This is a genomic window from Kitasatospora sp. NPDC041988, from assembly GCF_055588525.1.
In genome coordinates this window covers 16568-29639 of the sequence record NZ_JBVJCO010000069.1, presented here as the reverse complement: position 1 = coordinate 29639, position 13072 = coordinate 16568, and the positions used below count along the sequence as shown (strand labels likewise).

At 75.4% G+C, this 13072-nt stretch carries 13 protein-coding genes; 8 read left to right on the top strand and 5 right to left on the bottom strand.

The features are described 5' to 3' along the window. Nucleotides 1-101: 101 nt before the first annotated feature. Both ACZ6NC_RS39565 and ACZ6NC_RS39560 read right to left on the bottom strand, forming a co-directional pair. Nucleotides 102-2234, bottom strand: coding sequence for an elongation factor G (locus tag ACZ6NC_RS39565; RefSeq protein WP_465738742.1), 2133 nt, complete (start codon nucleotides 2232-2234; stop codon nucleotides 102-104). 450 nt (nucleotides 2235-2684) lie between these two features. Then, the gene (locus ACZ6NC_RS39560) at nucleotides 2685-3602 is read right to left on the bottom strand and encodes a DMT family transporter (protein WP_465738741.1); all 918 of its coding nucleotides are present in this window, start codon (nucleotides 3600-3602) and stop codon (nucleotides 2685-2687) included. Nucleotides 3603-3657: 55 nt separating this feature from the next. On the opposite strand from ACZ6NC_RS39560, the gene ACZ6NC_RS39555 reads away from it, so the two are divergent. Then, nucleotides 3658-4206: a MarR family winged helix-turn-helix transcriptional regulator gene (locus tag ACZ6NC_RS39555; RefSeq protein WP_465738740.1), complete on the top strand. Its 549-nt coding sequence runs from the start codon at nucleotides 3658-3660 to the stop codon at nucleotides 4204-4206. Between the two features lie 385 nt (nucleotides 4207-4591). On the opposite strand, the gene ACZ6NC_RS39550 is transcribed toward ACZ6NC_RS39555, so the two are convergent. Further along, nucleotides 4592-4996, bottom strand: coding sequence for a winged helix-turn-helix transcriptional regulator (locus ACZ6NC_RS39550; protein WP_465738739.1), 405 nt, complete (start codon nucleotides 4994-4996; stop codon nucleotides 4592-4594). 113 nt (nucleotides 4997-5109) lie between these two features. Between ACZ6NC_RS39550 and ACZ6NC_RS39545 the strand changes: the two genes are divergently transcribed. Then, nucleotides 5110-6045 (top strand): NADP-dependent oxidoreductase, encoded by a 936-nt coding sequence (locus ACZ6NC_RS39545; RefSeq protein WP_465738738.1) that lies wholly within the window; start codon nucleotides 5110-5112, stop codon nucleotides 6043-6045. A gap of 20 nt (nucleotides 6046-6065) precedes the next feature. On the opposite strand, the gene ACZ6NC_RS39540 is transcribed toward ACZ6NC_RS39545, so the two are convergent. Both ACZ6NC_RS39540 and ACZ6NC_RS39535 read right to left on the bottom strand, forming a co-directional pair. Next, the gene (locus ACZ6NC_RS39540) at nucleotides 6066-6329 is read right to left on the bottom strand and encodes a hypothetical protein (RefSeq protein WP_465738737.1); all 264 of its coding nucleotides are present in this window, start codon (nucleotides 6327-6329) and stop codon (nucleotides 6066-6068) included. Nucleotides 6330-6350: 21 nt separating this feature from the next. Then, entirely contained in the window at nucleotides 6351-6734 is a 384-nt protein-coding gene (locus ACZ6NC_RS39535) for a hypothetical protein (protein ID WP_465738736.1), read from the bottom strand. A gap of 473 nt (nucleotides 6735-7207) precedes the next feature. Between ACZ6NC_RS39535 and ACZ6NC_RS39530 the strand changes: the two genes are divergently transcribed. From ACZ6NC_RS39530 to pqqB, 6 genes are all read left to right on the top strand, one after another. Further along, nucleotides 7208-7876, top strand: a complete 669-nt coding sequence (locus tag ACZ6NC_RS39530) for a hypothetical protein (RefSeq protein ID WP_465738735.1) — start codon at nucleotides 7208-7210, stop codon at nucleotides 7874-7876. Between the two features lie 207 nt (nucleotides 7877-8083). Next, entirely contained in the window at nucleotides 8084-9694 is a 1611-nt protein-coding gene (locus ACZ6NC_RS39525; protein ID WP_465738734.1) for an outer membrane protein assembly factor BamB family protein, read from the top strand. A 172-nt stretch (nucleotides 9695-9866) separates the two neighbouring features. Further along, the gene (gene pqqA, locus ACZ6NC_RS39520) at nucleotides 9867-10028 is read left to right on the top strand and encodes a pyrroloquinoline quinone precursor peptide PqqA (protein WP_465738733.1); all 162 of its coding nucleotides are present in this window, start codon (nucleotides 9867-9869) and stop codon (nucleotides 10026-10028) included. After that, entirely contained in the window at nucleotides 10025-10714 is a 690-nt protein-coding gene (gene pqqC, locus ACZ6NC_RS39515) for a pyrroloquinoline-quinone synthase PqqC (protein WP_465738732.1), read from the top strand. Before pqqA ends, pqqC begins: the two co-directional genes overlap by 4 nt. Then, nucleotides 10711-12105, top strand: coding sequence for a pyrroloquinoline quinone biosynthesis protein PqqE (pqqE, locus tag ACZ6NC_RS39510; protein ID WP_465738731.1), 1395 nt, complete (start codon nucleotides 10711-10713; stop codon nucleotides 12103-12105). Before pqqC ends, pqqE begins: the two co-directional genes overlap by 4 nt. Next, complete coding sequence (gene pqqB / locus ACZ6NC_RS39505) at nucleotides 12021-13016, top strand: pyrroloquinoline quinone biosynthesis protein PqqB (protein WP_465738744.1); 996 nt, start codon at nucleotides 12021-12023, stop codon at nucleotides 13014-13016. Before pqqE ends, pqqB begins: the two co-directional genes overlap by 85 nt. Nucleotides 13017-13072: the final 56 nt, after the last annotated feature.

The following is a 13072-nucleotide window of genomic DNA, read 5'->3' as shown; positions in this document are numbered from 1 at the left end:
CCACCCCCCTCCCCCCCCCCCCCCCCCCCCCCCCCCCCACCCCCCCCCCCCCCCCCCCCCCCCCCCCCCCCCCCCCCCCCCCCCCCCCCCCCCCGCGGCCGCTACCGCGGCGCCGGGACGTAGCCGGCGGGCCGGGTGGTGAAGGTGCCCCGGCCCTGGGTGCGGCTGCGCAACCTGGTCGCGTAGCCGAAGAGCTCGGCCAGCGGCACGGTCGCCGACACCACCGCGGTGCCGGCCCTCGGCGCCGAGCCCTGGACCTTTCCGCGACGGGCGGCCAGGTCACCGAGCACGCCGCCCACCGCGTCCTCGGGCACGCTCACCGTCACCTCGGCGACCGGCTCCAGGAGCAGCGGGCCCGACTTCCGCAGCGCCTCGCGCAGGGCGAGCCGCCCGGCGGTGCGGAACGCCAAGTCCGAGGAGTCCTTGGGGTGGGTGGCCCCGTCGGTCAGCGTGACGAGCACGCCCGTGACGGGGTGGCCGCCCAGCGGGCCCTCGGCGAGCGCGTCCCGGCAGCCGGCCTCGACCGCCTGGACGTACTCCTTGGGCACCCGACCGCCGGTGACGGTGGAACGGAACACGAACCCCTCGGCCCCCTCGCCGTCCAGCGGCGCCACGTCCAGCACGATGTGGGCGAACTGGCCGGCGCCGCCGTCCTGTTTGACGTGCCGGTACACCAGGCCGGTGACGCCGCCCTCGATGGTCTCCCGGTAGGCGACCTGCGGCCGCCCGACGGTGACCTCCAGCCCGTGGGCGCGGCGGATCTTCTCCACCGCGACCTCCAGGTGCAGCTCGCCCATGCCGGACAGCACCCGCTGGCCCGTCTCCGGGTCGGTGCGGACCACCAGCGACGGGTCCTCCTCGGCGAGCCGGGCCAGCGCCGTGGCGAGCCGGTCGGTGTCGGTGGCCCGCCGGGCCTCGACGGCCACCGTGACGACCGGGTCGGCCGCGACGGTCGGTTCCAGGACCACCGGGGCACCGGGCGCGCAGAGCGTGGCGCCCGCGCGGGCGGCCTTCGCACCGACCACCGCGACGATGTCACCGGCCACCGCCGACTCGGTCTCGGCGTGCCGGTCGGCCTGCACCCGGAGGATCCGGGCGATCCGCTCGGTGTGTCCCGTGCCGGCGTCCAGCACCGTGTCCCCCTTTCGCAGTGTTCCGGAGTAGACGCGCAGATAGGTGAGCCGGCCGGTGGAGGTCGCGTTCACCTTGAAGACCAGCGCCGCGAACGGCCCGGCCGGGTCGGCGGCGCGCTCCTGCTCCGTGCCGTCGGGGCCGCCCGTGGGGTCGCCCGTGGGACCGGTCCTGAGGTCGCCCGTGGGACGGCTCTTGGGACCGCCGACCAGCGAGCCGCGCACGGCGGGCACGTCCAGCGGCGAGGGCAGGTACGCCACCACGGCCTCCAACAGGGGCTCGACGCCCCGGTTGCGGTAGGCCGAGCCGCAGAGCACGACCACGGCCTCGCCGGTGCGGGTGAGGTCGCGCAGGGCGGCGGCCAGCGTGCCGGGGGCCAGCGACCCGCGGTCGCAGAACTCCTCCAGCGCGCCGGGATGGAGCCCGGCCACCGCCTCCTCCAGCCCGTGGCGGCGCCGCTCGGCCTCCTCCCGCAGCTCCGCGGGCACCGGCCCCTCCCGGTAGGCGTCCGGGCCGGGCTGGTCCGCCCAGGTCAGGGCACGCATCGTCAGCAGGTCGACCACGCCGGTGAAACCGTCCTCCCGTCCGATCGGCAGCTGGACGGCCAGCGGGGCCGGGTGCAGCCGCTCGCGGATGGAGGCGACGGCCGCGTCCAGGTCGGCGCCGGCACGGTCGAGCTTGTTGACGAAGGCGATCCGGGGCACCCCGTGCCGGTCGGCCTGCCGCCAGACCGACTCGCTCTGCGGTTCGACGCCCGCGACGGCGTCGAACACCGCCACCGCCCCGTCGAGCACCCGCAGCGAGCGCTCCACTTCGTCGGCGAAGTCGACGTGGCCCGGGGTGTCGATCAGGTTGATCCGGTGGCCGTCCCAGGCGCAGCTGACCGCCGCCGCGAAGATGGTGATGCCGCGGTCGCGCTCCTGCGGGTCGAAGTCGGTGACGGTGGTGCCGTCGTGGACCTCACCGCGCTTGTGGGTCTCCCCGGTCAGGAACAGGATCCGCTCGGTGACGGTGGTCTTGCCCGCGTCCACGTGGGCGAGGATGCCGAGGTTGCGGACGGTGGCGATGGTCTGGACGGTCGTGGTGGCGAGGTCGGTGCGCATGGCCCGGTGCCTTTCGGGGTGTTCCGGAAAAGGGCGGCGCGATTGCGGCGACACAGCGGCCACGACGCGGGGCCGGAGCACACACGGCCACGCGGGAACTCATTCGGGCACCCCGTCAACCGGGGCTGTCCGATGGTCAGTTCAGGCTTCTGTCGCAGGCATCCGATGCCGGCCGCGCAGCGGGCACCGGACGCACGAGGACACCAGGATCACCTCGTACCGCGAGGAGGGAACGACGACAGCGGTGCGGTAGCGCACGGCCTGCCTCCCTCGACTCGTCACGGTGGCACCGCCCCCGGAACGGTGGCGGCGCGTCTCTGCGAGCCGAGTGTAGGGAACGGGGCCGACCGCGGTCACCGGGTTTTCGGAGCCCTGCTCCGGGCGGTCGGCCGACCGGGTCATCCCCGGGCCGGAATCCGATCCCGAACCCGGCCCTACACTGAACCACCGTCAGGGCACGGTGCGACAGGCCTCCCCCTCCACCGGCACGGCAGCCGACCGCCCCTCGGCACGGCGGCCGCCACCCGCCCGCGGGCGCCCGAGCACCACGCCGGCCAGCACCAGCACCAGGCCGCCCGCCTGCAGCGGCCCCAGCTCCTCCCCCGCCACCGCCGTGCCGAGCAGCACGCCGGTCAGCGGGTTGAGCAGCCCGACCAGACCGACCGTCCCCGCCGGCAGGTGCCGCAGCCCCGCGAACCACGCGGCGAAGGCCAGCGCCGTGGCCACCAGGGTGACGTAGCCGAAGGCGAGCAGCCCGGGCAGCCCGGGCGTCGGCGGCGCCCCCTCGACGACCGCCGCCAGCGGGAGCAGGACGAGACCGCCGGCGGTCAGCTGCCAGGAGGTCGAGGCGAGGACGTCGGCGCCGTCCCGCCACCGCCCGGCGAGGACGTAGCCGCAGGAGGAGACCAGCATCGCCGCCACCGAGGCGGCCAGTCCGGGCAGGCTCACCGAGCCTGCCCGGGTCAGCAGCATCAGGCCGACCCCGGCCAGGCCGACCACCGCGCCGAGCAGGTGCGTACGGGCGGGGCGTTCGGCCACCAGGGCCCAGGCGATCAGCATCATCGCCAGCGGGGAGGCCGCCATCACGGTGGAGGCGAGGCTGGTGGCGAGCAGCTGGGAGGCGACGTACAGCAGTACGAAGAACAGGCCCGTGTTGAGCAGCCCCAGCACCGCCGAGCGCCACCACCAGGCGCCGCGCGGGCGCCGCCGGCAGAGGGCCAGCAGGAGCAGCCCGGCCGGCAGGGCCCGCAGGGCGGCACCCCAGAGCGGGCGGTCGGCCGGGAGGAACTCGCGGGTGACGTAGTAGTTGGCGCCCCAGGCCACCGGCGCGACGGCGGTCAGCAGCACCCAGCGCAGATTGGCTTCCATGGAAGCAATATACTCCAGATATCTTCCGTGGAAGCTACTGAGCTAGGATGGCGGTATGGAGCAGCAACACCAACCGGCCGGGCCACCGCCCGGCGCGGCGGACCACGTCGCCGCCATCCAGGCCGAATGGCGCCGCGAACGCCCCGACCTCGACGTCTCCCCGCAGGCCGTGATCGGCCGGCTGCACCGCCTGGCCACCCGCCTCACCGAGGAACTCTCCCTGGTCTACGGGCGCTACGGCCTCGGCGAGGGCGAGTTCGACGTCCTCGCCGCGCTGCGCCGCGCGGGCGCCCCGTTCGAACGGGCCCCCGGCGAGCTCGCCGCCCACACCATGGTCACCACCGGCGCGATGACCAAGCGGATCGACCGCCTGGAGCGGGCCGGGCTGGTCACCCGCCGCCGCAGCGAGGCCGACGGGCGCGCGCGCGTCGTCGCCCTCACCGAGGCCGGCCGCCGACTGATCGACGAGGCGTTCACCGCCCACATGCGCAACGAGCACCGCCTCCTGGGCCGGCTCACCCCCGAGGAGGCGGCCACACTGGAAGCCTTGCTGACCACCTGGCAGCAGCGCCTGGACCACCCGCAACAAGCCACCGAATCCTGACGCTTCGGCGGCCGCGACCCGGTGACCGTCCTCTTCTTCCCCGACCGGTCGGCCGCCGACACCGCGCCCTACGACGTGGCCGCCGATCCGGCCTTCGCCGACCCCACCGCCGGCTGGGGCGCCCCGCCGTGGGAGTTCACCGGCCCGCCGGCCCCGCTGTACGCCGCCGGCAAGGCCATGCCGGCGCGGATCGAACGGTTCTATGACGACCCGCTCGTCGACCTCCCCGACGAGGCCGCGGACCGCCTGGCCGCGCTGGGGCCCGCCGCCCTCAACGTCGCACCGGAGCACGGCTCCTGTCCGCACGGCCCGGTCCACCGAACTTCGGCTCCGGGCCCGGCTCCGGCTCCGGACTCCGCGGACGATCTGACGATCGATCCCGCTTTCAGCCCGCCCGGGCGTCGTCGTAGGCGTCGCGGGCGGCGAGCACCTCGGGCATGTTCTGCTCGGCCCACGCCTTGATCGACCGCATCAGCGGCAGCAGCCCCGTCCCGAGCGGGGTGAGCGCGTAGTCCACCCGGGCGGGCACCGAGGGTGTGACGGTGCGGGTGAGCAGGCCGTCGCGTTCCAGGGCGCGCAGGGTCTGGGTGAGCATCTTCTCGCTCACCCCGGCGAGGCGCCGGCGCAGGTCGCTGTAGCGCTGCGGGCCGTCGGCGAGGGCGTTGACGATCAGGCTGACCCACTTGTCGCCGATCCGGTCGAGCAGTTGCCGGGCCGGGCACTCGGCGAGGTACGCGTCGAAGCCGGCCCGTTCGGCCGCGCGGCGCTGGGCTGCGGTCGTGGTGGCCATGGGCTCTCCTCCCCGTACGGTACGCACTTCCGGGTGCGTACTTCCCCCTGGAGAGTAACTCTCCATAGTTTGGCGACTGTTCGCAACTCCCCGATCCTGTGAAGGAGCGCGCCATGCGTGCGGTTGTCGTTCGTACCTTTGCCGGCCCCGAGGCCCTGGAGCTGGTGGACGTGCCCGTGCCCGAGGCCGGCCCCGGCCAGGTGCGGGTGCGGGTGGAGGCGGCCGGGGTCAACCCGGTGGACGCGGTGACCCGCGCCGGAGTCCTGGCGGGGGCGGGGCTGATGGCGCCGCGCGAGGTGGTCGGGATCGGCTGGGACGTGGCCGGCGTGGTCGACCGGGTCGGCCCGGGGGTGACCGGGTTCGCCCCCGGCGAGCGGGTGATCGGCCTGCGCGACCGGCTGGACGTCCCGCTGGGCGCCTACGCCGAGTACCTGGTGTTGGACGCCTCCGCGCTGGCCCCGGCGCCGGCGGGGGTGCCGGCCGTCGAGGCGGCGACGCTGCCGCTGAACGGGCTGACCGCCGTCCAGGCGCTGGACCTGCTCGGTCTGGCGGCCGGCTCGACCCTGCTCGTGACCGGTGCGGCGGGCGCGGTGGGCGGCTTCGCGATCGAGCTGGCGGTGCTGCGCGGGCTGCGGGTGGTGGCGGTGGCGGGCGAGGAGGACGAGGCGCTGGTCAGGGAGTTGGGCGCGGAGTGGTTCGTCCCGCGCGGCGCCGCCGACCTGGCCGCCGCTGTCCGGGCGCTCGTCCCAGGCGGGGTGGACGGCGCGCTGGACGCGGCGCTGCTGGGGATCGTCGCGCTCGGCGCGGTCCGCAACCGGGGCGCCTTCGTCACCGTCTCCGGGGGCGCGCCGCTGGGCCTGCGCGGCATCCGGGTGACCAACGTCTGGGTCGCCGCCGACGGCCCCGCGCTCGCCGGGCTGTCCGATCTCGCCGCCCGGCGCCGCCTCACCCTGCGGGTGGCTGCCACCCACCCGCTGGAGCAGGCCGCCGACGCGCACCGGCGGCTCGACCGGGGCGGCCTGCGCGGACGGCTGGTCCTGGTGCCCTGACTCGCCGACAGGCCCCCGGACTACCCACGCCCGGAGCGGCGTTGGCGGAGCCAGGCGAGTGCGGCGACCAGCCCGACGGCTCCGCCCGCACAGAGTTTGACGGCGCCCTTGGCGAGCAGCCAGCCGAGACCGGGGACGGTCCAGCCCAGCCAGTGGAAGACGGCCAGCAGCACCCCGGCCGCGCCCAGCGCCGCGACAACGGTGACCATCACGGCCGCGCCGGTGGAGAGTTCGCGCTCCCCCGCAGCCGCTTCCTGCGTTTCGTTCGTGCCCCCAGAATCCATGAAGGGGATCCTAACCCGACGTCACCGCGGGGCGTGGTGGGTGTCCCCGGTGTGCTCGCCGGTCTCGTGGTCGGGGAAGCTGACGGCGAGGGTGACGCGGTACTCGAAGACGTCGTCGCGGTGGCCGGGGACGCGGGCCCAGGCCAGCGAGTGCACCTCCGCCTCGGGCGCCTGGCGACACCAGGCGGCGGCCTCCTCCAGCGCCCGGGCCGCCGAACGGCCGGTGCAGACCACGGCCGTGTAGGCGGCGACCGCGACGTCGCCGCCGCTGCGCCCGGCCCGGGAGACCGCGCGGACCGCGGCCGCGGCGTGGGTGAGGTCGCGGGCCAGGTCGTCGACCAACCGGGGCGGGGCCGACAGGACGGCCGGCCCGTCCGCCACGGTCTCCGGCAGGTTCGTGCTCAATGTCTCGGCCTCCGTCCGCCTGGTCACGGGATCTGCCTGGATCGGGTCCACCGGGGTGGGGTCCACCTGGTCTGTCACAGGGTGCGCCTGGTCACGGGCCCAAGGATGCCGGGTCGCCGTTCCTGGCATGACCACTTTCACCGGAACATCACCCGTCCGGGGAGCGGATGGTGTAGGGCGTGACGTCTCCGGGCGTGCCCTGGTACGGGGGTGGCCGGCATATCGGGCCAGGTCAGGCCGTTCACCGGCGGGCGCCGCCCGGAGCCCGACCGCACGTGCGCGCACCACCGCCGTGCCCCGGACCGCCCGTTCGGCTCCCGGTCGCGCCCGGTTCACGTCCGCCGCGGTTGCCCGGCCGTGACGGATCCGTACAACTCCCGTTGCAGGAAGCGGAAATACCGGACCCGTCCGGACACTAGGATCCTGCCCGAGGCAGTCCGCCGCCGCGGTGGACGCCATCGGAGGGGGATCCCATGCAGCTCAAGTCACCGCTCCAGTACGGCCGTCGGCACCTCTGGCTGCCCGCGCTGGCGCTCGCGGGTGCGGCGCTGGCCGGGTGCTCCTCCTCCGGCGGGGGTGGGTCGGCCGCGGCCTCCGCGCCCGCCACCACCGCCGCATCCACCCCGGCCGCCGCGCCCACCGCTTCGGCCCCGGCGTCCACCCCGGCCGCGTCCACCCCGGCGGCCCCCGCCACCGCGGCGCCGACGGGTGCCGCCGCCAAGCGGCCCGCGGACGCGTGCACGCTGCTCAACTCCCCCCAGGTGATCGCCGCCGTCGGCACCGGCGGCCCGTTCGCCGGGACCCACCCCGACCCGGCGAGCGACGGCAGCCCGGTCTGGGGCTGCACCTGGGGCTCCCGCCAGTCGTACGCGTCGATCCGCGAGGTGAAGCCGACCGTCCTCGCCTCCGTCAAGGCGAACCCGGACAACCAGCTCACCCCGGTGCCGGAGGTGGGCCAGGAGGCGGTGCTGGCGCAGCGCAAGGACGGCACCCACCCGGTGGTGTACTTCGTCACCGACGGCCGGGCCTACTCCGTCGAGGTGGTGAAGGACCGCGGCCCGGGTGACGGCGTCAACGCCCCGGCGGAGGCGCTGGCCGAGAGCGCGCTGGCCCTGGTGCTCGCCAAGTCGCTCAGCGGCTGAGCCGCGGCCCCCGGAGGCCCCGGCCGTTCGATGGCGGCCTGGGCCGTTCGAAGGCGGCCGGGGACGCCGGGCGGCGCAGCCCGTTCCCTCCGGGGCGTGAACGGGGCCGGGCGGGGGCTGCGGGCGGATGCGGGTACGGCGCGGGCGTTCACAGAATGACGCCACGGCGCCGCACCCCGTACTCCCCCGACAGCCAAGGCGGATCGTATGAGCCGATTCCACCCGTCCCCACCCCGGGCTCTGAAGGGACGGCGCAGAGCGGCCTCCCTGCTGGCCGGCCTCGCCCTGCTCGCCCCCGCCGCCGCGGCCGGGTCGTTGGCCACCGCGATACCCGCGTGGGCCGACGATCCGACCATCTCGGTGAACAACATGCGCTACGCCTGGGACACGGCCGAACCGGGCCTGGGCCCCGCGCAGGTCTCGGCCTCGGACTTCGGCCGGCGCTGGTCCACCGCCGTCGACGGCGCGGTGTACGCACAGCCGCTGGTGGCCGGTTCGACCGTGGTGGTCGCCACCGAGACCAACCACGTGTACGGCGTCGGTGCGACCGACGGCAAGATCCTCTGGCAGCGCGCCCTCGGCACCCCCGTGCCGTCCTCCACGGCCTGCCTCTCCCCGGGCACCGGCATCACCTCGACGCCCGTGTACGACAAGGCGACCGGCACGGTCTACCTGGTGACGAAGTCCAACGAGGGCGGCGCGCACTTCTCCGTGCACGCCCTGGACGCCGCCTCGGGCGCCGAGCGCAGCGGCTGGCCGGTACCGGTCCAGGGCGACCCGGTCAACAGCCCCGGCGTCCCGTTCAACGCGGCCACCTCCGCCCAGCGCGCCGGACTGCTGCTGCTGGACGGCGCGGTGTACTTCGGCTTCGCGTCGGACTGCGGGGTCGGCACGTACGTCGGCCATGTCGGCGGCGTCAACACCACGAGCCGGAAGCTGACGCTCTGGTCCACCGAGTCGGGTTCTAACTCGCAGAACGGCGGCGTCTGGATGAGCGGCGGCGGCCTGGTCTCGGACGGCGCCGGGCGGATCATCGTGGCCACCGGCAACGGCGCGGGCACGGGCTCCTCGCCGCCCAAGGGCCCGGGCAGCAGTCCGCAGGGCCACTTCGCCGACTCGGTGGTGCGGCTCGGTGTCAACAGCGACGGCAGCCTCGCCCCGAAGGACTTCTTCAGCCCGAGCAACAACCGGGATCTGGACCACAACGACCTGGACCTCGGCTCCGGCGGCCCGGCCGCACTCCCGGCCGGTTTCGGCGCCGGCGCGCACCCGCACCTGCTGGTGCAGGTCGGCAAGGACGGGCGGATCTTCCTGCTGGACCGCGACAATCTGGGCGGCATGGGCCAGGGCCCGAACGGCACCGACGCGGTGGTCGGCACGACCGGCCCGTACAAGGGCGTCTGGGGCCACCCGGGCGTCTGGGGCGGCGACGGCGGCTACGTCTACGTGATCGAGAACTACGGCTCGCTGCGCGCGCTCAAGTACTCGGTGAACGGCTCCGGCAACCCGCAGCTGACCAACGCCGGGACGAGCGCCGAGGGCTTCGGCTACGCGTCCGGCTCGCCGGTGGTGACCTCCAACGGGACGGCCTCCGGCTCGGCGCTGGTCTGGCTGATCTACTCCGGCACCGGTCCGGGCGGCCAGAACGGCGAACTGCGGGTCTACGACCCGGTGCCGGTCAACGGCACGCTCAAGATGCGCCGCAGCTTCGCCCTCGGCACGGTGAGCAGGTTCTCCGTCCCGGCGACGGACGGCGGGCGGGTGTTCGTCGGCACCAAGGACGGGCACCTGATCGCGTTCGGCCGCGCCGGCAGCTGAGCAACCGCCCCGGGCCCGTCCCCGCCCACACCCGCCCGTCACCCGTTCGAGCGCGTTTGTCGGCGGATCGCGCGGGTTGGACCGGCGGCCGGGCCCGGCGGCTCGTAGCGTCCTGACCCACGGGGCCCGATGCGCCCCACCCCCACCCGGCCTCGTTCCGAGGAGGATCCCCATGAAGTGCACCACCACGCCCCAGCCCGCCCCCGCCGTACCGGCCGAACGCCCGGCGGGCGCCACCGCCGCCGCGGCCAAGCCCGCCTGGTCCACCCCCGCGGTGGAGTGCCACCGCACCGGCGCCGAGGTCACCGCCTACGCCGCACGGACCACTCGGTGACCCGAGCTCTGACCCGCGAACGGTTCGCGGCCAGGCTGTACGACCTGCGGGGGCGGTACTGGGACACCCACCCGTTCCACCTGCGCCTGCACTCCGGTGGCTGCACGCCACCGGAGTTGCGGCGCTGGGTCGCCAACCGCTGGTACTACCAGCTCTGCCTGACCCGCAAGAACGCCGCCATCATCGCCAACTGCCCACTGCCGGAGGTCCGTCGCTCCTGGGTCGAGCGGCTGGCCTACCAGGACGGGCCGAGCGGGGACGAGGGCGGGCTGGCCGACTGGCTGGTGCTCGCCGACGCCGTCGGCCTGGACCGCGCCGAGGTCACCGACGAGCGGCACGTCGCCCGCGGGGTGCGCTTCGCCGTCGACGGCTACCTGCACTTCTGCCAGACCAGGCCGTGGACCGACGGCGTGGCGGCGGCGCTCACCGAGATGTTCTCCCCCGACCACATGGCCCAGCGGGTCACCGCCTGGCGCACCCACTACGACTGGATCGACCCGGCCGGGTACGCCTACTTCGAGCACCGCATCCCCACCGCCCGCAAGGACAGCGCCCGCACGCTCGAACTGGTCCTGGACCACTGCGTCACCGCCGCCCAGCAGCAGGCCGCCCTGGACGCGCTGGCGTTCAAGTGCGACGTCCTGCGCGCCATGCTGGACGCCGTCGACTACGGCGCCGACCGGTGAGCGCCCCCGCCCGGACCGACCAGGTGCCCGGGCTGCGGCGCGGCGTGCGGCTGGTGCACGACCCGGTCCGTGGCCGGGGCGCGCTGCTCTATCCCGAGGGCGTGCTGCTGCTCAACGACACCGCCGCCGCCGTACTGCGCCACTGCGACGGCCGGCGCGGCGCGGACGGCATCACCGCCGAACTCGCCGCCGAGTACGAGGGGGTGGACGCCGGCCAGGTCGGCGACCTGCTCGCCGACCTCGCCGGGCGCCGGCTGCTCACCCTGGACGGCACCGGCGCCCCGGCCGACCCCCGGCCGGCCGCCGGCCTGCCCGGTGCCCCACTCCGCTCGCCGGCGCCGCTCGGCCTGGTCGCCGAACTCACCCACCGCTGCCCCCTGCAGTGCACCTACTGCGCCAATCCTCTCGAACTCACCATCCACCGTGACGAGTTGGACACCGGCCAGTGGCTGCGCCTGCTCGACCAGGCGCGCGGGCTGGGCGTGCTCCAGGTACACCTCACCGGGGGCGAACCGCTGCTCCGCCGCGACCTGGCCGACATCATCGGCCACGCCCACCGGTTGGGCCTCTACACCAATCTGGTCACCAGCGGCCTGCCACTGGACCCCGCCCGCGCCGCCGAACTCGCCGGTGCCGGCCTCGATCACGTCCAACTCTCCGTCCAGGACTCCGACCCGCACCGGGCGGATGCCGTGGCCGGCCTCGCCGCGCACGAGCGCAAGCTCGCCGCCGCGGCGCTGCTGACCGCCACCGGCCTGCCGCTGACCGTCAACGCCGTGCTGCACCGCGGCAATGTGGCCCGGCTCGGCGCGCTCGCCGACCTGGCCGTGACGCTGGGCGCCGACCGGGTCGAGCTGGCGCACACCCAGTTCTACGGCTGGGCCTGGCGCAACCGCGCACACCTCGCCCCGAGCGAGGCGCAGGTCCGGCAGGCCGAGCTGGACGTGGCCGCCGCCCGCGAGCGGCACGGCGACCGGATCGAGATCGTGCACGTCGCCGCCGACCACCACGGCGGCACCGTCAAACCCTGCATGGACGGCTGGGGGCAGCGCCAGCTGGTGGTCGCTCCCAACGGCGACGTGCTGCCCTGCCTGGCCGCGGCCCAGCTGCCCGGCCTGCCGGTGCCCAGCGCGGTCACCGACGGCCTGGCCGCGATCTGGCACGACTCGCCCGCGTTCAACCGCTACCGGGGCACCGACTGGATGCCGGAGCCGTGCCGCAGCTGCGCGCTGCGCGAGCTGGACCACGGCGGCTGCCGCTGCCAGGCCTTCCAGTTCACCGGCGACGCCGGCGCCACCGACCCGGCCTGTCACCTCTCCCCGCACCATCACCTGGTCACCGGGCCCGCCCCCGCGGACACCCCGGCCCCCGTCCCCCGGAGAATGCGCTGAAGATCCGGATCCTCGGCACCGCCGCCGGCGGCGGACTGCCCCAGTGGAACTGCGGCTGCGCGGGCTGCACCACCGCGCGCCGCACCGGCGCCGCCCGCAGCCAGGACTGCCTGGCGATCAGCGCGGACGGCGCCGCCTGGTACCTGGTCAACGCCTCACCCGACCTGCGCGGCCAGCTGCTCGCCACCCCCGAACTCGCCCCCGCCCCCGCCCCCGGCACCCGGGACACCCCGCTACGCGGCGTCCTGCTCACCAGCGGCGAACTCGACCACACACTGGGACTGTTGACCCTGCGGGAGGCCGCCGAACTGACCGTCCACGCCACCCTGCCGGTCCGCTACGCGCTCCACTCGGCCTTCCCGGCCGGCCCGCTGCTCGCCCCGTACACCAAGGCCGGCTGGCAGACCCTCACCCCGGGCCGCACGGTCGAGCTGGCCGGCGGGCTGCGCGCCGAACCGCTGGCGCTCGGCGGCAAGCGGCCCCGCTACACGGCCGATCTGCCCGGCGAGGGCTGGGAGGGCAGAGCGGACTGGGTCTCCGGGTTCCGGTTCACCGACGCCGACGGCCGGGCGAGCGCCGTCTACGCGCCCGGGCTCGCCGCGTGGACGCCCGCGCTGGACCAGGCGGTGGCCGGCGCGGACGTGGTGATCCTGGACGGCACCTTCAGCACCGACGACGAACTCGCCGGACACACCGGCGGTTCGCGCTCCTCCCGCGGCATGGGCCACCTGGCCGTCCGGGACTCGCTCCCCCACCTGGCCCGCCGGCCCGGCCCGCGCTACCTCTACACCCACCTCAACAACACGAACCCGCTGGCCCACCCGGGCTCCCCAGGCACCGAGGCCCTCACCCGGGCGCTGGCGGCGGCGGGCGCGGCCGTCGCCGAGGACGGGATGCTGATCGAGCTCTGACGCCCGCCCTCCGTCCGACCCCCTCACCACCTGCGCGTTCACCGAACGGTGGGGCC

Coding starts and splice junctions, on each gene's coding strand:
- ACZ6NC_RS39565 (WP_465738742.1), bottom strand. CDS start 2,234: ATGCGCACCGACCTCGCCACCACGACCGTCCAGACCATCGCCACCGTC.
- ACZ6NC_RS39560 (WP_465738741.1), bottom strand. CDS start 3,602: ATGGAAGCCAATCTGCGCTGGGTGCTGCTGACCGCCGTCGCGCCGGTG.
- ACZ6NC_RS39555 (WP_465738740.1), top strand. CDS start 3,658: ATGGAGCAGCAACACCAACCGGCCGGGCCACCGCCCGGCGCGGCGGAC.
- ACZ6NC_RS39550 (WP_465738739.1), bottom strand. CDS start 4,996: ATGGCCACCACGACCGCAGCCCAGCGCCGCGCGGCCGAACGGGCCGGC.
- ACZ6NC_RS39545 (WP_465738738.1), top strand. CDS start 5,110: ATGCGTGCGGTTGTCGTTCGTACCTTTGCCGGCCCCGAGGCCCTGGAG.
- ACZ6NC_RS39540 (WP_465738737.1), bottom strand. CDS start 6,329: ATGGATTCTGGGGGCACGAACGAAACGCAGGAAGCGGCTGCGGGGGAG.
- ACZ6NC_RS39530 (WP_465738735.1), top strand. CDS start 7,208: ATGCAGCTCAAGTCACCGCTCCAGTACGGCCGTCGGCACCTCTGGCTG.
- ACZ6NC_RS39525 (WP_465738734.1), top strand. CDS start 8,084: ATGAGCCGATTCCACCCGTCCCCACCCCGGGCTCTGAAGGGACGGCGC.
- pqqA (WP_465738733.1), top strand. CDS start 9,867: ATGAAGTGCACCACCACGCCCCAGCCCGCCCCCGCCGTACCGGCCGAA.